The organism is Roseateles agri (assembly GCF_034043675.1).
Classification (GTDB): domain Bacteria; phylum Pseudomonadota; class Gammaproteobacteria; order Burkholderiales; family Burkholderiaceae_C; genus KK5.
The window spans coordinates 338,847-358,615 of the sequence record NZ_JAXCLA010000003.1 but is presented as its reverse complement, the minus strand read 5'-3'; the positions used below and the strand labels follow the sequence as shown (position 1 = coordinate 358,615).

The 19,769-nt window shown below is 61.5% G+C and carries 21 protein-coding genes; 10 read left to right on the top strand and 11 right to left on the bottom strand.

Translation table 11 applies throughout. The features are described from left to right. Window positions 1-162: 162 nt before the first annotated feature. Window positions 163-1,050, top strand: a complete 888-nt coding sequence (locus SNE35_RS09795; RefSeq protein WP_320422714.1) for a hypothetical protein — start codon at window positions 163-165, stop codon at window positions 1,048-1,050. A gap of 124 nt (window positions 1,051-1,174) precedes the next feature. Here the strand turns inward: SNE35_RS09795 and SNE35_RS09790 are convergent, their stop codons facing one another. The 3 genes from SNE35_RS09790 to SNE35_RS09780 form a co-directional block, all read right to left on the bottom strand. Next, complete coding sequence (locus tag SNE35_RS09790; RefSeq protein WP_320422713.1) at window positions 1,175-1,336, bottom strand: hypothetical protein; 162 nt, start codon at window positions 1,334-1,336, stop codon at window positions 1,175-1,177. Between the two features lie 244 nt (window positions 1,337-1,580). Further along, window positions 1,581-1,841: an antitoxin Xre/MbcA/ParS toxin-binding domain-containing protein gene (locus SNE35_RS09785; protein WP_320422712.1), complete on the bottom strand. Its 261-nt coding sequence runs from the start codon at window positions 1,839-1,841 to the stop codon at window positions 1,581-1,583. Between the two features lie 555 nt (window positions 1,842-2,396). Next, window positions 2,397-3,155 carry an NIF family HAD-type phosphatase gene (locus SNE35_RS09780; protein ID WP_320422711.1) on the bottom strand — a complete coding sequence of 253 codons (759 nt, stop codon included), beginning with the start codon at window positions 3,153-3,155 and terminating at the stop codon, window positions 2,397-2,399. Between the two features lie 214 nt (window positions 3,156-3,369). Here SNE35_RS09780 and SNE35_RS09775 point away from each other — a divergent pair, with 214 nt between their 5' ends. Beyond that, complete coding sequence (locus SNE35_RS09775) at window positions 3,370-3,591, top strand: hypothetical protein (protein WP_320422710.1); 222 nt, start codon at window positions 3,370-3,372, stop codon at window positions 3,589-3,591. A 52-nt stretch (window positions 3,592-3,643) separates the two neighbouring features. Here SNE35_RS09775 and SNE35_RS09770 read toward each other — a convergent pair whose 3' ends face one another. From SNE35_RS09770 to SNE35_RS09740, 7 genes are all read right to left on the bottom strand, one after another. Continuing rightward, entirely contained in the window at window positions 3,644-4,153 is a 510-nt protein-coding gene (locus SNE35_RS09770) for a helix-turn-helix transcriptional regulator (RefSeq protein WP_320422709.1), read from the bottom strand. A 46-nt stretch (window positions 4,154-4,199) separates the two neighbouring features. Beyond that, complete coding sequence (locus SNE35_RS09765) at window positions 4,200-4,421, bottom strand: hypothetical protein (protein WP_320422708.1); 222 nt, start codon at window positions 4,419-4,421, stop codon at window positions 4,200-4,202. Beyond that, window positions 4,402-5,562 carry a TnsD family Tn7-like transposition protein gene (locus SNE35_RS09760; RefSeq protein WP_320422707.1) on the bottom strand — a complete coding sequence of 387 codons (1,161 nt, stop codon included), beginning with the start codon at window positions 5,560-5,562 and terminating at the stop codon, window positions 4,402-4,404. Before SNE35_RS09760 ends, SNE35_RS09765 begins: the two co-directional genes overlap by 20 nt. A gap of 263 nt (window positions 5,563-5,825) precedes the next feature. Then, window positions 5,826-6,389: a hypothetical protein gene (locus SNE35_RS09755; RefSeq protein WP_320422706.1), complete on the bottom strand. Its 564-nt coding sequence runs from the start codon at window positions 6,387-6,389 to the stop codon at window positions 5,826-5,828. A gap of 25 nt (window positions 6,390-6,414) precedes the next feature. Further along, the gene (locus SNE35_RS09750; RefSeq protein WP_320422705.1) at window positions 6,415-6,744 is read right to left on the bottom strand and encodes a hypothetical protein; all 330 of its coding nucleotides are present in this window, start codon (window positions 6,742-6,744) and stop codon (window positions 6,415-6,417) included. Between the two features lie 128 nt (window positions 6,745-6,872). Further along, window positions 6,873-7,994 (bottom strand): HEPN domain-containing protein, encoded by a 1,122-nt coding sequence (locus tag SNE35_RS09745; RefSeq protein ID WP_320422704.1) that lies wholly within the window; start codon window positions 7,992-7,994, stop codon window positions 6,873-6,875. Window positions 7,995-8,016: 22 nt separating this feature from the next. Next, window positions 8,017-9,492 carry a restriction endonuclease gene (locus tag SNE35_RS09740; RefSeq protein WP_320422703.1) on the bottom strand — a complete coding sequence of 492 codons (1,476 nt, stop codon included), beginning with the start codon at window positions 9,490-9,492 and terminating at the stop codon, window positions 8,017-8,019. Window positions 9,493-9,945: 453 nt separating this feature from the next. Here SNE35_RS09740 and SNE35_RS09735 point away from each other — a divergent pair, with 453 nt between their 5' ends. Both SNE35_RS09735 and SNE35_RS09730 read left to right on the top strand, forming a co-directional pair. Continuing rightward, the gene (locus SNE35_RS09735) at window positions 9,946-10,077 is read left to right on the top strand and encodes a hypothetical protein (protein WP_320422702.1); all 132 of its coding nucleotides are present in this window, start codon (window positions 9,946-9,948) and stop codon (window positions 10,075-10,077) included. Window positions 10,078-10,597: 520 nt separating this feature from the next. Then, entirely contained in the window at window positions 10,598-11,317 is a 720-nt protein-coding gene (locus SNE35_RS09730; RefSeq protein ID WP_320422701.1) for a hypothetical protein, read from the top strand. Between the two features lie 320 nt (window positions 11,318-11,637). Here the strand turns inward: SNE35_RS09730 and SNE35_RS09725 are convergent, their stop codons facing one another. Further along, complete coding sequence (locus tag SNE35_RS09725) at window positions 11,638-11,889, bottom strand: DUF6471 domain-containing protein (protein WP_320422700.1); 252 nt, start codon at window positions 11,887-11,889, stop codon at window positions 11,638-11,640. Between the two features lie 589 nt (window positions 11,890-12,478). Here SNE35_RS09725 and SNE35_RS09720 point away from each other — a divergent pair. The 6 genes from SNE35_RS09720 (at window position 12,479) to SNE35_RS09695 (ending at window position 19,761) form a co-directional block, all read left to right on the top strand. Continuing rightward, window positions 12,479-13,336 carry a TnsA endonuclease N-terminal domain-containing protein gene (locus SNE35_RS09720; protein ID WP_320422699.1) on the top strand — a complete coding sequence of 286 codons (858 nt, stop codon included), beginning with the start codon at window positions 12,479-12,481 and terminating at the stop codon, window positions 13,334-13,336. Further along, window positions 13,336-15,591 (top strand): Mu transposase C-terminal domain-containing protein, encoded by a 2,256-nt coding sequence (locus SNE35_RS09715; protein WP_320422698.1) that lies wholly within the window; start codon window positions 13,336-13,338, stop codon window positions 15,589-15,591. Before SNE35_RS09720 ends, SNE35_RS09715 begins: the two co-directional genes overlap by 1 nt. Window positions 15,592-15,602: 11 nt before the next feature. Further along, window positions 15,603-17,267, top strand: a complete 1,665-nt coding sequence (locus SNE35_RS09710; protein ID WP_320422697.1) for an AAA family ATPase — start codon at window positions 15,603-15,605, stop codon at window positions 17,265-17,267. Window positions 17,268-17,425: 158 nt separating this feature from the next. Then, window positions 17,426-19,006 (top strand): hypothetical protein, encoded by a 1,581-nt coding sequence (locus SNE35_RS09705; RefSeq protein ID WP_320422696.1) that lies wholly within the window; start codon window positions 17,426-17,428, stop codon window positions 19,004-19,006. Continuing rightward, window positions 19,003-19,359, top strand: coding sequence for a hypothetical protein (locus SNE35_RS09700; RefSeq protein WP_320422695.1), 357 nt, complete (start codon window positions 19,003-19,005; stop codon window positions 19,357-19,359). Before SNE35_RS09705 ends, SNE35_RS09700 begins: the two co-directional genes overlap by 4 nt. Window positions 19,360-19,398: 39 nt before the next feature. Further along, window positions 19,399-19,761 carry an H-NS histone family protein gene (locus SNE35_RS09695; RefSeq protein WP_320422694.1) on the top strand — a complete coding sequence of 121 codons (363 nt, stop codon included), beginning with the start codon at window positions 19,399-19,401 and terminating at the stop codon, window positions 19,759-19,761. Window positions 19,762-19,769: the final 8 nt, after the last annotated feature.

The window sequence follows — 19,769 nt, the reverse complement described above, 5'->3', positions numbered from 1 at the left end:
GCGACCCTCGAATTGGCTCCCAAGTCGCGATCCAGCGACCTGCGTGCGGAAGGATAAGTGAACCTCGCCATCGGACCCGTCGCTAGCCAAAGTGAATCCGACCGAGGGGTGAGCCGCAGTTCTTGCCGCGATAGCATTCAGCTCATTCGTAACAGAACGCCTATGGGCGAGCCCGCCGCCCAGAAGGGAAGGCTTCAAAACCCAGGGGGACATCGGGTGGGAATCAATCTGAACAGCCGCATCATTGCGGACACGCGACTCGCCGGCATCTCCGGCGCCAAGTTGGCCGGCGGTTTCTTGCTTCGGCTGACCATCGACTTCAACGTCATGGGTTGGGAACTGCCGGACATTCCCGTGGTCGTATTCGCACCCGCGCGCGTGCACCTGCAGGAGATGCATGGCCTGCTGCTGGGCCAGGCGTCTCCCGAGACGCTCCAGCCGTTTACCGTCTCGAACTATGGTGGGCCTCGCGCGGCCATGTTCGATCTATTCCTTACGCCTCAGGCCATGGATGTGCTCGAGAAGCATCGTGATGGCCGGGGTGTGCCGTTGTCCATCCAGCTTCAGGGCGAGATTCGTCGGGCCGGCGCTGTGCACCTCATCCAAGACGAGGTTCGCGGCGAATTGAACGTCGTGCAGTGGTTGGCCGCGTTGGAACAGGCCGGCTACGGACGCTCGATGCTCTTCGAAGTACCGATCCCGTCGACACCAGCGTCTGCTGGTGCAGCGGTTGAGCTGCTGGAGGCCGCTCGCCAGCTTTTCAGCCGCGGGCACTATCCGGACGCCGTCGCCAAGTGCCGGATGGTGATCGAAGGCCTAACGGCAAGCCTCGGCCAGGATGCTGAACTCAGAGCAGCCACCGCCGCGCCTAAGCACACCCGCACTCGCGAACAGCGCGAGTTGGCCATGCGCCAGGCCGCAATGGACTTCGCCAGCCTCGCCCATCACCCGACGAGCGTGGCGCAGGATGAACTGTTCGACCGCAACGCCGCACAGATGCTGCTCGGCACGACAGCAGCGCTGGTGAGTTCGGCTCTGGCGAAGAAGTAACTGACACCTATTCGCCGGGCGTTTCCACGGCGTCGGCACGACGGCATATCCAGCTCACCGAGGATGTCTTGGCCTTCGGCCGACGGTGGCGATGCTTCATGAAGGTCAGCTTCACGCGGCCCACCTAGCCGGCGTCAACTTCGGCGGTCACCTCTTCGGCTGCAAAGGTGACGGGGTCCGGCAACGCCACGCAGGCTTGGCCGACGTACTGACCAGGGACTTTCGCAAGTATGCCGTTGTCGGCGGGCGCGTCGGTCGAGGAAGGATGCGTGGATGTTTGGCTCATGGCTAGATGTTTGCGTCGCGACGGCTCACAGCGTGAGCTACCCAACGTGGGCACGCCGCAAGGTCAATCCAGAGCATCAGGTCTCGGTCCGGCGTGGAACGACTTTCATCACCACCTTGCCGTCGTTCGTCCTGATGAATGTCACCTTGTCGCCAGGTTTCAGGCCGGCTGAGCGCGCAGCTCCTTGGGTAAGGTTATGCGAGACCTGGTCCTGACGATTGCGATGTGGCGCATCTCACTGACCTCAGCACGCGCTAGGGTTGGTGAGCGCCTGGAGCAGGTGTCGCTCCACTCGGTCGATACCGTCGGGCGCCTGGATGACCTCGAGGGGAACCTGGCCGAGCCCAAAGGCAGGCTGAATCAGCCAGCCGGCGAGCCAAGCATCCGAACCATCTGCGCACGCTTGGCGCAGCGCCGCCTGCAGTCGTTCAAAGCCCGGGGTTTCCGCGAACGCCTCCAGGCGATCCAACAGAGCGCGCTGTTCGGCAAGGAACGCCTCAATCATGGTTCGCCTCCTGCGATTCAATCGACCACGGGTTCAGCGTAGGGACAAGGTGGCTCATGAGATGAGCCCAGGCAGCTCTTTCAAACTTTTTTTGCCCCGATCCGCGGGAATTTGCGAATCATGGAGGTCCAACAACCCTATACCCCCTGCAGCACGTCCGTCGTGCTGCTGTGCATGTTGGGAAGACACCATGACGCCGGCGGCGTGCACAGCATCCAGGACCGGGAGGGAAGCTTTGAAATACTGGAAGGGGTGGCGAAGCCAGAGCCCCAAAGCGAACGTCTGGCGGGCGACGCCGGCTCCGCGACGCAGGTAACTGCGCTTGGGGTTGAGTCTGAAGGCACCTTGGGCAGAGTCCGTCTGTCCAAGGGTGGCTAGGCTCAACCCCACCACGACGCAGACAAGCAACCCTCAAGGGAGACAACGCTTCAAAAGCGCTCTGAAACTGGAGGAATTCAATAAGGAGACTTCAAACTGAAGATTTACGCGGGCGCGCGCGAGGTCTCGGTTTCGGTCACCGCGCCGCACTTTCATACCGCCCGACAAGAGAGCAGGTCAATCGTGCGGTGCGTGTTGATGGACGCCAACCGGCGCCCGGCCCACAACACGATCTACGAGCTCCTCAAGCACACGCTGAAGCTCATCGTCGTGTTCGTCAAATGGCGGCACATAGCTGCGGACGCGAACCCACTGCTGTTCTTGGCCAGGGTGAACCACCTGGGCCATGTCGTCTACGAGCAGCGCCTCTTCGGCTGTGATGAAGGGGATGAAGTTCAGGTCCTTCGTGAGGCCGCTCCAGCGCACGAACGTCGCGGCGACAAACCAAGGCGGCACCGACTGCTCTTGCATCAACGCCAGCGCCAACTCGCGGAACTTCAACTCCGGCAGGGTGGTGAAGAGCACGACACTCTCGAACAAGCCGTGAATGGCCTCCAGGAACTCGTACAACCCTGGCCGCGCGCGCGCAGACGCCGGGTCGGAAATGAGCGTGGCTTCTAAGTCCAACGCCAAGACCTTCACGCCACCACCGACCGGGTGAACGAGGGCCTCTGGCGCAACGCACGCTACGGCCTCGTCAATGACCGTACGTGGCGCACTGACCAGGTGCCGGGTCTGCGCTTCTACAAAGGCTAGCTCCAGGCCCAGAGCGTGGCCCACAGCTTCCACCAGATCGACCGGCGGCCACTTGGCGTGCCCGAGCACTTTCGCGACCTCAGCAACCGGCAACTCGGCTCGCCGGGCGACCTCCCAGATGGTCAGGCCGCTGTCCTTGAAAGCCAGCCGCAGCTGGTCGCTGATTCTCTTGGCATCCATAGGCCCTCCGAACGAGCATCGGGCCCGACTTGGGCCTGGTCATAGTCGGAGGTTAGGTCGCCGGTAGCTCATGGAGTGAGCCAACCGCGCGCCCGGTCCGCCCACGGCATACGGCGCGCGGGTGTCCGGCTGGCGGCGATTGCGCCCGGTTTTTTGGTCTTCCTAGGATTTCTGAATTGACGTGCAAGTTCGCCGTCGACCTACGGAGATGACCATGCTTTCCAGTTCCCAATACCGCCTGCTTGAACAGGCCAGGGATAACCAGCTGCCCAGGGAAATTGACGCCACCTGTGGCCTGTCAATCTCAGACCTACGGATGCTGATCGACCTTGGCCTGATTGACGCGGTTGATGTTAGCGCCGACTGCGGCGACGGCTACCTCTATCCGCGAATCACGGGCGTCGGGGTGTTGTTCCTGAACGCCCGAGCAGGCTAAGGGCAGTAGGGCGGAGCGGCGCTAGACCCGTCGCTCCGCTCATTTGCCCAGCTCAGTCGGTGGCCTGCCGACGGCGCCGAACTGGCTTGTCCGCCGGCGTCTCAGCTGCAGCTTCCTTGAGCGCAGCGAGCTTGGCCGCGACTTCCCTCTTGCCAAGGCCGCGGAGAGCCGCAATAGCGACGAGGTTCTTGGCGCGGGGCTTCGACCGGCCTAGCTCCCAGGCGTAGATCGACTGGCCAGTGGTTCCGACTAGGAGACCGAAATCGGCAGCAGAAAGCCCGAGCCTGGCGCGATTGTTTGCCAAGCCGGAAGCACGGAACCGGTGAGCACTGTCGTCCGTTTCACTTTCGGGAGCAGCTGCGGCTGCCTTGGCTGCCGCCTTGGTTGAACTCTTTTGAACCGCCTTGAGCGCCTTCTCCAACTCGGCAACGCGGCGCTTGAGCGAAGCAATCTCAGAGCGTGCTGTCGATGCAGCCTTCTGTAGATTTACCGTCTCAGCGCGCAGTTCTTTCCGAGCCAGGCGTGCGATTTCGTCTTTGAGTACGGAAGCGATATTTGGCATGCGCCGATTGTGCACTCGGAGCTCTATCAATCCTTGCTCAGACCTATCAGCTGATGACCTCCGCGTGTAACACCCTGGTTGCATGGACACCCTCAATCCGGCAGCGCAGCCGCTGACCAACTCGGAGGTCTTGCCATTGAACGCCCGGCGTCAGCTCACCTATCGACAGCGTTAGATCGCCAGGCGCCTCGAGATGAACGAGTTCAAACTCTTCGATGATGACGGTCACCACCGCCTCGACGACCCTTTCATTCCCCATGCCCGACATGTCGCATGTCTCCCTTCGGCTCTTTCACCCAGCGTCGGTACTCCTCGGTCGCCTTGAATTCCGCGACCCACGCCTGCAGCTGCGGCAGCCGTGGATAGCTATGCCTCCAAAGGGTATGAACGCCCGCCCGGCGCATCAGAATCGCGAGGTTCGCCTGTCCACCTTGTTTACGCACGCGGTCCGCAACCGCGGCAACCCGACGGACGGCGGCTGCGTCTTCTAGCGAGCGGTCACGACGCGGTCCGCGCGCAATGAACCCTTTCCGCTTTGCTGCGGTAGCCCTCTCTCCGGATTCCAGGAAGACTCCCATCAGTACGTGCTTGAGAGGCTCGATGCCCTTTGCGCAGGACCTGAGAAGGCGGGCGGGCCATTGAAGCCCTACCTGCCGATCAACTGCACAGCCATGGTCTTGGAGGAAGCCCGGGGAATAGAACCGCTTGAGGTCTCGCGACAACCTGTCGCCAGAGTTCGTCCCCTGAACGAATTCGTAGCTGGCTTCCCGCGCACGTTCTCTAAACCAATCCGGCCACGCCTGTTCATGCTGCAGCTCGAGGTTCAAGGTGCGGTGCGACCACATGGCAACTTCGAGCTGCACGGGGAGAGGCAGGCAGCAGCACGGGTCCGTTCCGTCGCATTCATGCGGCGGCGGCGCAGGTAGCCTGGCCCTCATCGCTATCGTCGACACGAGCAGGCTGCGCCCATGGAGATGGCACACACCGACTGCTGGGAGCTGGTGCTCTCGACGCCAGTAGCTTTCCCCAAACGTCGCAAGGTCCTCCTCAACGCAGCTCGGGCAGAACCTCAGGTTTGGCGTCGTGCTTGTCAGGTTGCTGGCGATGCCCGCCATGTAGCTTGCCCTGGGTTCTGCGGAGATTGCCGAAGCCCACAGCCGGTGCCGTTGCTCAGCAGGCATGAATGCCAAGGAGTAGGCAGTCGACGTGTGCCGCTTGATGAATTCCTCGACATCCATACCGAAGGCTGCAGCGATGCCCGGGTGCCGGGCAACGACGAAGGAATGGGAAAAGAGCGGCCGGCCTGTCAGTGCCTGCATAAGTGCCGGTACGCACAACCCCGAATCGCGGATCGCCCGCGACAGCATGCTGCCAACGAGTTCGCTCGGGTACGGCCGGAAGAGCTTCATTGGCCACCCGTGCATTGGGACGCGGCCCTACAAGGGGCGGCCTTGCCGACGCCCCGCGGGCAGGCTCTCAAGCAGCCATCCAGCCTCGTGTGCAGCGTCTGCCTCATCGCATCCTCCGTCGACTCAGTCGCGCGGATAGTAGGCGCGGCAGGCTGCAACGGCGGCAGAAGCACTACTGACGTAGTGTGAAGGTTCGAAGGCAAAGAGCCTTCATAGTTTGATGGCCGAACTCCGTCTGTGAACTTGCGAAAGGTCGACGCTTCTCAGGACCTTCGACCAGGTACGCCAACGTGAGGCAGATGCTTCTCAGAAAGCTTGAAGTACGAGTTGAAGACCTTCACCGCATCCGCAACCTGCTGCTGGAAAGACTCCAGGCTCATGTAGACACTGCGATCCGGCTGATTTGGGGTCATATCCCAATCGAGCGCGACGAACGCGAGCATCTGAATCCGTGGAAACTCCGGTCCTCGAGGGTCTTCGTCGAGCCGGACCGGGACACCCCAACGGCCGTGCGCGTAGTTATTGCGAAGTGCGCGCGCGGCGCCAGCCTGTTCAAACCAGGCGCCGAACTCATTCAATGCAGCCGGTCCTGCCGGCTTGAAGGCCCGTTTGACCAAGCTATGGAGCTTGGCGAGCCTCATGGCCAAGCTGCACTTCGTCGGATCGAGATAGCGAGCGACCGACACGTTGCAATGCTGGCCAAGCCAGTTCAGCTGCAGGCCGACGAGGAAGTCCAGACGCGCGGTTTCATGGACTAACCGTCCGAGGCTGCAATGGAACTGGTCTTCGAAGGAGGCGGCTTGCTTTCGGCGGCGCGGGGCCGGCAACGGCGACGGCGACGGCAACGAAGACCTACTGGGCAAAGTGTTCGCGCTCGAACAACCAAACTCGCAGGGCTGCGATAGCGGCCCAGGTCATCGCCGCCAACATGGGAGCCATCAAGAGCCAAGCCAGAACATCGCGGATCGGCGCAGCGCCGGGACTCACGATGTCCAGCATCGGCGCGGCGAACATCGCCACTCCGAACGCGAGAAGCACAGCGAGGCTAGAACCCGCGACGGCGCGCCAACGAGCTCGCCACTCAGCGGTGATGTCGTCGTCGCCTCTGCGGCGACCTAGGAACTCGATGGCGTTGACGACGGCCAGTGGGGCGGCCGCAATCGCTTCAAATACTCGGCTCATTCTGCTTCTCCCTTCAGCGCCCCAGGGCGAGGCACCATGCGGGCTTAAAGCTATCACAGCCTCGGCTGCCGCGGAAGATGGCGGTGCGCTGCGAGCCTCGGCAGAGGCGCGGCCTTGCCACTCGGCCATCAGCCTCCTCCGGGCACTTCAGCGGTGCTGGCGAGGGTCTCCGCAAATACCTTCTCGAGCAGCAGGCAGGCCTCCTTTTCCAGGCCGACCAACTCTTCGCTTGGAAGTTCGCCCTCATGAACAAGGGTGCTCCGCTTGTCATAGACATGGAGCGCCCGCCTCTGGAGGTCCTTTGACTCCTCGGCAGGAACACCGGGGAGACTGGCAAACAACTTGCGGAACTGGCTACGGATGGAATCGTCTGACCGGAACCCGAGCTCGCGCTTGAGCGCATCGAGGCTAAGCCACTCCTCGGTCGAACGCTCCAGCGCTTCCATCTCGGCCCCGAGCTCGGCCTGCCACCGCGTCAGCAAGTCCACGCTGACCTCGTGCTTTCTTGTGGGGGTGCACAAGGACTCAATCGCGACGACAAGAAGCAGAAATCGAACTCGCGCCTGCGCCTCGGAAAAGTGAGCCGCGTAGAGCTCTAACGCAGTGACCAGCTTCGGACCAAATCTCGAGGATCGCAAGGCATGGGCGATGCTGGAGACGGCGGCCTGCAGCTCCTGCTCCGGGTACTCCCTTCGTGGTCGAGTGACTTGTATTTGAATTGATGACGACAAGGAGCTTTTGCCATCGGGCTCCACCTTCAGTAACTGAAACGGCGCGGCAGGCACCAAGTATTCGTGGAGGCTGAGGTTAATCAGGGAGATCACCGCGTGGGTAGTGGCGCGCAGTGAATCAACCGTTTCGGGAGACGGATCGCCTTGGCACTTGAAATTGAGGCACACGTCCACTTCGCCGTGACGGGCGTAGCGATGCTGAAAGCTCAGCTCTATTCGATCCTCGGGGCACTTCAGAATGGCATCGCGCAGGTTGAGGTGCCCCGGCGTCCTCCCGTCCCACAGCAAACCTCCAGCCTTGGTCTCTTTGTCGTCGAAGTAGTGAGGGATTGGGCGCTGTTCATAGGACAGGACCACCAGCCGAGCGTGAAGCACTCCACCGCGACCATCGCCGACGGGGAACGGATGCTCCTCTACGCCGGACCGCTCCGGCCAGACATTCCAGGTTTGGCACCGAAGCACGGCAACGTACTCGTGCATCGGCTCTACCTTGGTCTCGTCGCCGTCGCGAACGTCCACAGCAGTCAATCCTCGAAGGCGGTTAGGAAGCTATGCGAGCATGGGTGCCTGCATGTTCTCGCAGCAAGTACAGCAGCCCACCGCCGTCGATGAGTTCCAGCGGCTTGTCCTTTGAGAAGTTGTATGCGTCGACGCCGAAGCCGCTGGTGCACACAAGGATGCCCTTGCTGGCCCCTTCATTGAGCATCGTGCCGTACAGGTCCCGCACGGCACTGACGCCGACGGTGTCGCGATAGCGCTTGGCCTGGATCACCACCTTACCGCCAAGTACGGGGCGCGCGTCGAAGGCAACGGCATCCACGCCACCGTCACGCGAAGAGCGGGTGAGCTTGGTCTCAAGGCCCATCTTGCCGAAGAGGTTCGACACCAAGACCTCGAACTCACTGGGGGTCAAATCCATCAAGTTCGGACGTGACTCCAGGCCGGACAGCACATCCCCCTGCTCGATGAAGCGCTTATCGACCATGTCGAACTCGACGATGGGCTTCACTGCCTGCAGCTCATCGGGGCGGCTCGACACCTGAGCGCCGAGGTTACGGAGGCAGACGATCTTGTCGACCTTGTCCAATCGCAGCTGCTCGAAGTCACCCTTGGGCGCGCGTACGCTGACCACTGGAACGCGGGTATCGCGCCCGCTGGCCGGGTCGACGGTGTCGAGCACGCCGGTGAAGGTGACGAGGTTCAGAGCGTTGGCCTGGTCCGCTTCGAACAGCTCATGCAGTGTGCGAAGCGTCACCGCAGCCACCAGGTCCTGGTAGAGCTTCTTCACTTCCGCCGGCTTGCGCGGCTTGGACTCAATCTCGTCGCGGGTCTTGACGTACTTGTACTCGGCTTCGGCAGGAACGACGGACGGCAGCGGGAGCTCGTACTCGACGACCAATTCGCTGGACGACGTGTTGTACGCCAGGCGGAAGCTCTGCGGAAAGCCTTCCTCGGGGTATTCAGACCGCGTGAGGACCATCTCGTTGTACGCGACGACAGCCTCCGCGTCCTTGGCGCGATAGTCCGCCTCGAACTCGTCCACTTCGGTGTTCTTTCGGAGCTGTTCACCGTCATACGCTGCCTTACGCTGTGCGTGTTCGTCCATTGCCTTGGCGAGTTGCGCCGCCTTGGCCGCCTCCGCCTTTTCGTGGCTGGCCAACGCCGCAGCATCTTCAGCACGGGCCTTCTCAACGGCACGAGCGTGCCGGCCTGAGGCTCCGGGAATCAGGCCTTGCAGCCAGGTCAATGGCTCAACGACGGTGGACTTTGGCGCGGCGCGTGGCGCGAGCGTCGACGGGGTTTTGAACGCCTCGAAGGCGACTCGGCTCCTGAGCGTGTCGAAGTTGATCCGGTCGTCCACGCCCAGGGTGTGCTCGAGGATGCTTTGAAGCGCGCCGACCTGCTCGTCAACTTCAGCGTTCAGGTCCTCAGCCTCCGCCTGGCGATCCGCGAGATATTGCGCCTTGGCTTCCTTCGCGGCAGCTTGGTCGGCCTTTCGCTGCTGGTTGAATGCCATCCGCTGCTGTCGCTCAACCTGCCTAGCTCGCGTGGCTGCCATGCGAATCGAGCGCTGCCGGTCTCGTTCCGCCGCGGCCATCGCCCGGCCCGCCGCACGCAAGAAGCCCTCGACTCCAGACCTTCGACCCATGCTATCCCCCTGACTTATTGGTATGCAGCCTTTTGGCTGTCGGCAAATTGGAAGCGCGGATGCCGTCTCCGTCAATTGAAGTTCACCCGCCAGCCGGCGATGCGGTGCGCGGTACGCGCGCAGGGCAGCGTGACAACGCAAGCGGATGCCACGGCGGACAACGTGCATTCGAGGCCGCCCACCCGCCGTGCCTGGTCAGCACAGGTCCGTAGGACTAGCGGCGCGCCAACCGAATCTTCCACCCAGGGCGCCCGGCGGGCGCAAGCACCAGCTCGAGGAGAGCCTCAACCCACATCACCCAGACCTGCGTAGTTCAACGTCATGGGCAAGCTCACGATCTTCATCGCCGAAGGCGATTGGCAGAACCGTTCGGCAGCCGAGGCTGCCTCCGGTTCTTCCATTCCAACAAAGAGCCTCCCCAGCCTCACGCAACGCGCGCGGTTCGGTTCTTAGATGATTAATTGATTAGAGCGCTCCCCTCGCTGGCGCTCGCCCACAAAATCTCCGCTTAATCGAACTAAGATTTCGCACTTGAGCAGGCCCGTTTCCGATGGTCAAAGTCGCTCAACCTCAAGTCTTTTGTCGCCCAACCTCAAGTTGAGGGTCGCTCAACCTCAAGTAAAAGTCGCTCAACCTCAAGTTGCAGCAGTAGTTGATGTCCCCTATCCGGTCTGAAAAACTAAGCCTCCTACTTTCAGCCTCCCAACGCGCAGGCCTCACGACCGAAGAGAGAACAGCAATCCTTGACGAGGCTGCAAAGCTCCAAAAGGCGGCGGCAGCAGCAAGCGAACCAGTGCTCAGACTCCCGCCTGGCTCCGCGGTTCGGCGGCTGCAAAGCGCTCGACTGCATCAGGCTGTCGAGCTCCGTGGTCAGCTCTTTCTCCCCTCTTGTGCACAGGGGCACGTTCCGCTGCCGAATGCGCTGCTTCGGTCACCTCTCTGGGCTGCTCGAGTCATACCGGCAAGTTCCGAGGTGCTTTCCCAGACCACCCAGCCAGGCCCGCTATTCAGCGTCGGATATGGAGATGCGCACATCGAGGCCAGCGGCCCCTGGATGGGAGCTTTCGACCGCAGGGTCTTCGCGGCCTGCCTGGAGCTTTTCCGTGACGACCCGCTTCTGACAAACGGAAAATCGAACGAGAAGCAGCTCACAGTCTATGCATTCATGCAGGTTCTGCGCGTTGGATACGGCGTCGACATGCACCAGGCAGTTCTCACCAGTCTGGCCCGTCTGAAGAGCTCATCGGTGATCGTGACGGTGAAGGACACGCCCTACTACGTGCCCACGCTGGTCAACAGTACCGTGAGAACGACAGGCCGCCTCCTCGGAAAGGACGTGCTCAGCGTTGCCATTCCCGAGCAGGTAGCCAACCTCTACGGCCGGGCGCTCTGGTCAGCGGTGCCGCGAGCCGCACTGGACGCAGGGAAGGGCATCAAGTCCTGGCTCGCGAGCTTCTACTCGTCGCACGCGAAGCCCTATCCCATCGCGCTAAATCGACTGCACGAGTTGTCTGGCTTCAAGGGCGCCCTCGCCGACTTTCGTATCAAGCTAAACAAGGCCATTGATGCCCTGGCGGAACTGCCCGAGGAGGACGCGGCTCGGATAGCAGGCAATGCGGGCGCCGACGTCAACACGGTCGAGGTGCATCTTGCGAACTGGGCAACTTGGCCCACAGCCATTTCGAATAGCTAGTTTCCGTTTTCAGCCGCGACCGAACTAACTAGGCTCACGCGTCATCGCATCCAGGCGGTCAGCACGCAATGCATAGGCGCAGATAACGTGAAGTTGTTGCCGATTGTTGGAGAAGTCCAGCAGAGCTGCCTCGGCGCGCCGTAAGAATGTCAGGGCATTTAGCAGTTTCGCTCGGACATTCACGACATCGCATGAAAACGAACAAGAACAAACTAACCAAGAGCCTTGGTCAACGCCTTAGGGCGACCAACGAGAGGACGGCTCACCAAGACACCAAGCTGGCTTGGTCAAACCACTGAGGCATCGGAGTTCAAGTCGAGCTACGGCTTCTTCGAGTTAACGGCAGACGCAGCGTCCGTGAGCTTCACAGTCGGGTCGATGTTCATCGCTTCCATGCACTGTAGGAAGAACGCGTAAGAGAACTTGCCGCGGCCAACCTTGTTGCTCAGGTTCACCTGCGAGTCGAACACGCCAAGAGCTTCAAGGCGGACTTGCAGCGTCTTGAATGACATGTGCTGCTGACGCATGTGCGCCCGCAGCGTGTTGCGCGCCTGTTCTTCCCAGCGATGCATTTCGACCTATAAGTGAGCTTCGAGTTCGTCGCAGGCCGGACGCCTCGACGGGCGAAGCTTCACACACCGGCAGTGTGGTTTCCTCTTTTCCGATGAATTTTCATCACCTACGATGAAATCACGCGGACCTGCCCATCCGCGATCCCTAGCTGTAGGGGCAGAAACCGGAGGAGCCATCATGGTCCAAGCTATCCGCATCTCGCCCCGGCAGTGGTGCCGTCGCAGTGCCTGCCGAAGCAACGGGCGACTCGCCCATGCGCCACCGCGGAGCGTCCCGAAGCTGGCACGGCCGGCGGAGGCGACTTACCAGCCGTGGTTTCTGGCCGCGTTGGACGCCGTGCAAACGGAGCCTGGCCGCCTTTCGAAGTTCAGCCGCAGCCCGATGCGCCAGATCGTCGATGAACGCGAGCGGGCGTACTTGCTTTGCCTATGCCCGTTAAGGCACGACCTAGCCCTTCTCGAGCAGTACCAAATTTGATTCAACAGCCTGCGCGACGCGGGCCATTCAGTAGCAACGACGAGCTGCCACGGCCCCTTGGCCGCAGCTCAAGGCACCGCATTTCGCGGGTCAAGATTCAGGGAGATAAGCATGTACTTACAGTGGAGCGAGAAGACCATCGAACGTCTTGAGAAGGAAGGTCGCGGCAAGGGCATTGGAGCCAGCTACAAGCCGTGGATTGGCCATACCGACTTTTCTCCGGATAGCAAGGCCAGGAGCGTCAAGGGCCTCAAGATTCCGCGGACGCACTTCCTCCTCTCGGAAATCGAGTACAAGTTCTTCGTCTGCGCTGAATGGTCTTCCGAGGTTATCGACATCCAGGAGCAGTTCCCACTTCCGCGCAAGGTCAGTCAACCTGTCGCTGACAAGCTGAGGATCAGGCACCCGTTCTACCGGGGCACAAACGTCCCCACGGTGATGACTGTCGACTTCCTGCTTACGATGCAGCGGCAGGACGGCGAGCGTTACTACCGCGCCGTGAACATCAAAGCCGACTCAGCCGTCGAAGATCGACGCACGCTCGACAAGCTGGAAATCCAACAGGCAACGCTGGCTGAACTCAATATTCATCAGCATCACCTAGTCGTTGAATCGAGCATTCCGCACAACGTGGCCTGGAATCTTGACCTCATTCGCACGAAGCTTCCTCGGGACTTGGAACTGCCCGAAAACATCGTGATGCTGCATAGCTTGAAAGACCAGATGCTCCGCTGGTCTCAGCGGCTCGATGACAAACAACGAGACATGTCTGGGCACATGCTGTGCAGTCACTTCGACGAACACTTCGGTCAGCCTGAAGGGACGGGGATTCGCGTGCTTGCCAGCCTGTTCCACGAGAAGGCGCTCCCCGTCAATCTCGGAGTGAAGTCACTCTTCGACGCTCCCTGGTCTGTTGTCGTCAATGACGGCAGGAAGGGCGATGAACTCGGCATCCTGAGGGCGGCGTAATGCTCCCGCTTAAAGCCGTCTTTGAGTACCAAGACCGGTGCTACCGTGTTCTTGCGCCGGTTCGGGGGCCGGGTGGCGAATTCCTAGACGATGCGATCTGGTGCATCGACATCGACAGCCCCGATGCTTGGCCCATCGAATTTTCGACAAGTCATGCTGAGCTTCTTCCGCGGATGCCGACGGGCCTGAGCATTCGTGCGGACCTCACTGACAAGGAGAAGGCGCTCAAGGACAAAGCCTGGGCCATTCTGGCCAGGCTGGTCAACGACAGCTCGCTTTCGGGCAATCACCTCTATCACGCAAGCTCTCGCAAGGCTGCCATTGCTCAGCTTGTGAGCAAGCTCGCCGAGGAGGCCGAGTTGGCCAAGACGCTCGGGCTCCACAAGGAGACTTGCAGCGAGCCGACCCTATACAAGTGGTTGCGTCGCTACTGGCAGAGGGGAATGATCCCCGCGGCGCTCACGCCGGACTACGTAAAGTCGGGCAAGCACGCGAAGAGGGACCCGAAGCACTCGGAATTCGGGATCACCTCGAGCCGCGGGAGGCAGAGCACGCGCTTCGAGAGCTTTCAGATTGGGCCCGCCGACCTGAAGAACATGGCGTGGGCCATTGAGAAGAAGCTCGCCGCCAGCAAGAAGATGACGCTGCCCGATGCGTGGCGCGAGCTGCTCACGGCATGCTATTCCGAGGTCGACGGCAATGGCGAATCGAATCACAAGCCAGAAGGACAGTGCCCATCCTTCAACCAGTTCCGCTACTTCTATCTGCGGAACTACAGCGCCGAAGCAAGGCGGAAGCACAAGGTCACCCAGCGCGAGTTCAATCTGAACTACCGGCCGCAGACTGGGCTTGCTATCACGGAATCCCACGGACCTGGCCACCAGTACGAAGTCGATGCGACCATCATCGAATGCCACTGCGTCACGAAGTCGGACAGGCGGCGGGTCATTCGCAAGCCGACGCTCTATCTGGTGATTGACCGATGGTCGCGGCTAATTGTTGGCTACTGTCTGACGCTTGATAAGCCGAGCTGGATGGCTGCACTGCTCGCCATCCTGAGCATCAGCGAGGACAAGGAGGCGCTCTGCCGGAAATACGGCGTCACCTACGTGCCAGGCGAATGGCCGGCTCACACCTACTTCCCGCAGCTGTTCAAGGCAGATCGCGGGTCCGAGTGGACTTCACAGAACAGCCGGCTCATCGTTGATGACCTCGGAAGCACCGTCGAAAATCTGCCCGCGGGCCGAGCCGAGATGAAACCCATCGTCGAGAACGCGATGAAGCTGATTCTTCGGGAGTACCGAAGGTTTGAACGCTCAAGCGATCCGGACGCACAGCGGATGAAGCGGCAGCAGCCCGACTACCAGAAGCTGGCCTCGGCAAACATGGATGAACTCCACAAGTTCACCCTGGAGGCAATCATCAAGCTGAACAAGACCCAGTATCCCGACTGGCCGATGGAGCCAGAAATGCTGGAGATGGGTCTCAAGCCGAAGCCGATCAACCTCTTCAACTACGGGCTGCGTCGGACAGGGCGCCTGGCACAGTTCGACGCGCAGACGTTGGTTGAACACCTACTGCCGAGAGCAACAGCCACCGTCAATGAGCACGGCATTCACGTCAACGGGTCCACCTACTGGTCGCAGCAAGCTGCCGCGGAAGGGTGGTTCGTTGAAGGCCACAAGAAGTCGTTCGAGGTCAAGGTCTCCCACGACCCTAGAAGCATCGACGCCATCTATGTCTTCCCGCGGAACGGCCGTGACGGAAGGCCCCATGTCGCCCGGCTATCCGAGCGGTCGGCCCGCTTCGCCGGCCGCAGCCTCGACGAGATGGACTTCCTGAGTTCCCTCGACAAGGACATGCGCGCCATCGCGAGGTCCGAAAACACCCAGGAGGAGCAACGCTTCCTGGACCGCGTCAAGCCGGTATCAGACAAGGCGTTCGCCGAGATGAAGGAGGCCACCAAGGGCGGCACGCGGGTCTCGCGCACCAAGAACATCAAGCAGGACTGGGAGCTCGAGCGGGAGGCTGAGCACCGGCAGCGCAATCTCGTGCAGGAGCGTCCTTCCGATCACGGCGGCTCCTCTTTGCCGGAGGCCCCGGTCCCCCCTCGCAACAACCCGCTTCACCTGGTGACGGCGGATGCCGAGACCACTACTGACGCAGTCAGTGAAACGCCGGCGGAGCCCGTCAATTCGCTCGCCGCGCAGATGGCCGCGTTCCGTCAAGGGCGGCGTGTGGACAACCAAACTTGATAGGACACAGCATGAACCCCCTAGCTACCAACAAGGAAAACGAGCACGCGGTCAATGCGGTCTACACCACCAGTCGGATACCGCGGCACATGGGCAACCAACTGATTGAAGCGTTGCCCCCAATGGTCGACGGGCTCAAGCTGCTGAAGGAAATGGACGACCCGCCAAAGTACAAGCCCGAACAGCTTACGTGGCCCAAGTCCGAGCGAATGCTGATGGTCGACGAGCTGAGCAACTTCAATATGCCGTTGCGACAGCAGGTTGAATTGTTTGGCGCACTTGACCGGATGATTCGCGCGGGCTACGTCGGTCGGGTGCCACGCACACCTCACCACGCCGCGATCAACCAGGCCATCTACGAGAAGCAGCACAACCTTGAGGCGTTCAGCCAAACAGACGTCCAGCAGGCCGTCCAAGTCAGCACCTCGCTTATTGGCGTCAGTGGGATGGGCAAGACGACGACTCTGAAGAGGTGGTGTGCACGGCTTCCTAAGGTCATCTTCCATGAGAGCCTAAACCTCTATCAAGTTCCCTATCTCCACATCGAGCTGCCGGCAGATGGCGCTTCGATTCGCGGTCTCGCGACGGCCATTTTCCAAGCCCTTGAACGCCTGTTCCCTGGCTCCGACTACGTGCGCATGTATACGAAGGGTCGACCGAACGAGGAGATGATGATCCTCAGCGCAGCCCGGCTGATGCACAAGCATTGCGTCGGCCTGCTGATAGTCGATGAGGTCCAGAATTTGGCGAATTCGCCCAAGGGTGCGCAGGTATTGATGACGCAGTTGACGTCCATCTGCAATGTCCTTGGGCTGCCAGTGCTTTTCGTGGGCACCAACAAGGCAGCAAGCCTGCTCGGCGTTGATTTCCGTCAGGGTCGTCGCAGCTCGGGCGAAGGTATTCCCGCGTGGGAGCGCCTGCTTCCGCTCAGCCGTGGTGGCGAGGGTGAGTGGGAGGATTTCGTGGGCGAACTGTGGCAATACCAGTGGGTCCAGAACCCGGTCAAGCTGCAACCCGAGTTCCGCTCCTACCTCTACTGGGCCTGCCAGGGCGTTGTCGACCTGACCATCAAGATGGTCAAGTCCGCCCAGATTCGAGCCATGATCGACGGGACCGAGAGACTCTCGATAGAGCTGCTGAAGTCGGTGTACGAGCGCGAGTTCAAGGTTCTACATCACATGCTGGACGCGCTCCGCACGAACAACTGGGCGCTGCTGGAGCGGTACGACGACATCCGGCCGCTCGACTTCGACAAGCACCTCAAGAAGCTCCAGCTCGAGTACGAGGCCAAGCAGAGCCCCCTTTATTCGACCAAGCCGACCGACGCAGCGTTCAAGATCAGGCTCTCCGAGGCGCTCATTTCGCTTGGTCGCACGCCCGAGCAGGCAGACCTCGCGGCGAACCATGCTGCAGAGCAATGCAAAAACCAGGACATGGACGCCGCGCTCGACATTGCCCGCGCCTTCCTCAAGGCGGAGAAGCCCGTCCGCAAGAAGGCGAACAAGGGCGCCGGCGGGGATGAGCCCGCGGCAGCCGACGACCCGGCGCGATTCGACGCGAATCCGCGGGATTACCGCCGCGCGTACGCCCACGCCGAGTTCGACAACAGGAGCGTCTTCGAAACGCTGGGCTTGCTTGCGATGCTCCCCAGGGTCGAAGAGCTCTTTGCGCTCTGAGGCGACGCAGCGATGAAGCGCACTCGACGCGATGCGCGGCCGGCGGCATGCGGAGCCATCTGTAGCTCTGCCGCCGCCGGTCCCTGGTGGCCGTTCATGCTGATCCCGGGGACACAGCCACAAGTGTTCGCTCGCACGGCGCGCGCATGGAGGCGCCAATGACCGTCGCACTGGGGGTGGTGACCACCGCGGACGGCATGCGAATCGTCGCGGCAGATGCCGGCGAGAAGCGTGTCGAGCTACCGCTGACCGCCATCGTTCAGCAGGGGCTGCCGAAAAAGCGGTCGAGGCTGGCATACAAGGGGCAGCTGGACGGCTGGGCGAGCGCAGACTTCAACACCTACTGCAGAGGTCTGTCGTTGGTCTTGCCCGATTGGGCGGAGCCGAAGCATCAGCTATTCACCCACATGCTCGAGGACGGAACCACCGTCTATGTGCCGGCCTTGGCCTTCATGCGAGCCTTCTTCTGGCCCAGCAACGAGGTGCTTCCTGCCACCTTCTCAAGCCAGAACATCGACCAGTTTGCCCACATCGCCTACCAAGACGAAGTGCCCATGGTCGTGGTTCAGGGCGGTCCGTATGCGTTGAAGTCGCTCCGCCCCGACGAGGGCAACGACCGCTATCTCAAATGGCTGCTGGCCTCTGCGTCCGCGCGCCGTGCCGCACAAAGCGTCGAACTGGCCGCGCTCAAGGGCTGGCTGGGCATTCGCCTCCCCGAAGGCGAGTTCGACCTCTCCATCGTCGGGCATCGGACTGCTGAGGCGTTCTACGCCACGAGCATCGAGGTGAACTGTGTCAAGGTCGGCGCCGCCGACAACATCAGCGAGCAGGAGGAGCTGTTCTACCTGCACCGGAGTCCTGTCGGTGAAGTCGAACGGCGGGCCTCTCGCGTCGGCCCGACCGTATCTGACGCCGAGTGGTGCGCGCTCGAACCATGGCTGCGGGCGGAAGGCTTCCTCGGTGGCCACGCTGGCCTCATCCTCATGCTTCGCCGCATGGTCAATGGCTACTGGGACATCGCAGCGCCCGGCATCGTCTCGGAAGCGGGACGTGTCCTGCGGACTTGGTCGAACGGCGCCACTCTCCAGGGCCTTCTGGACCGCCTTGACGTCATGCGCCGCGGCGTCTTCCCGATGACCGACGGACGACTGCAGGCACTCAGCAGCGATGCGATGGACAAACGCAGCCATCCAGGAGCGGCAAGCCGCTCGGCCCAGGTCTTCCTCGATACGGAATTCGTCGACCGCAACAAGGAGGTCGTGTTCCTCAGCATCGGCCTGGATTCCGCGCAAGGCCAGTTCTACGGCGAGCGAGTCCCAGGTTCGCTTGGAGCCGGCTTCAGCGCAGGCCAGTTCATCGACGAGGAGGTATTGCCCCAGCTCGGCCTTGGCGTCGGTATGCAGGGCGCAATTTGCGACATCGCCAGCGCACTGGTTGACTGGTTGAACGGCTTAGATGCAGATCGCGTCGAAGTCCACTACGACTTCAACATCGACTATTCGCTCTTCGAGAACCTCTTGGCCTTGGTCCCGGGCCGACTGCGCGTCGAGCTCCAGCCATCGCATATCGGGTATTTGCTCGAGGACCCGACAGGCATTACCGCGGCGTTCATGGCTTGGACGATGGCCGGCGCATCCAAGGGCCTCCGGCGCCACCATGCCTTGGCGGATGCCATGGCGCTGCGAGCACGGTTCAACGCAGTTCATCCAGACCAATCCAATGAGGAGGACGAGGTATGACCACAGCCGTCGACATGCGAGTAACGCCGATGAAGGATTTCGCCAAGGTCCTGAAGAAGCGCTTCGACCTCAAGCTGATGCGAGCCCAGCTGATCCTATGCAGGGCATCGGGCTTTCACGACCTGAACGAGGTCTACGCCCAGCAATACCGCGAGCAGCATTTCCTGACGGTGGAGTCCGTGCACTTCGACGCCTGGCATGACCGGCTTGACGAAGACCTCGGCGGCCACCTCGATGCGCTGGTCAGCGAGGAAGAACTCCAGGACTGGTTTCGGCGCATCCACGGAACGACCCATGAAGGCACTGCGCATCTTCCGGACAACGCCTGGATGAACGGCTTCCTGACCCCGTAACATGGCGCGCCGGCTACCCGGCGCGCAACCTGGAATCGCATGAGCAGTGAAGTTGAAGTTGGGAAGATGTCGTTCGCAGAGCTCGTCGCACTGCGGACGAAGCTGGACTCCGAGATTGAAGCGAAGAGGAGCGAGGAACTGAAGGTCCTCGCCGACGGCTTCGCCAAGAAGTTGCAGGCCGCTGGGTTCACGGTGGCCGAAGGCGTCGACGCCTTGAAACCCTACCTGCCCGGCGGACGGGGCGCATCCCGCGCAGCTCAAGGCGCAGTGGCGCCGGTTCTCTACCGGGACACCGCGAATCCGCAGAACACCTGGAGCGGCCGCGGGCGGCCGGCGCGCTGGCTCGCCGACTATGAGGCGGCTGGCCGAAGCCGAGAAGAGTTCCGAGCTACGGCCAGCTAAGTACAGGA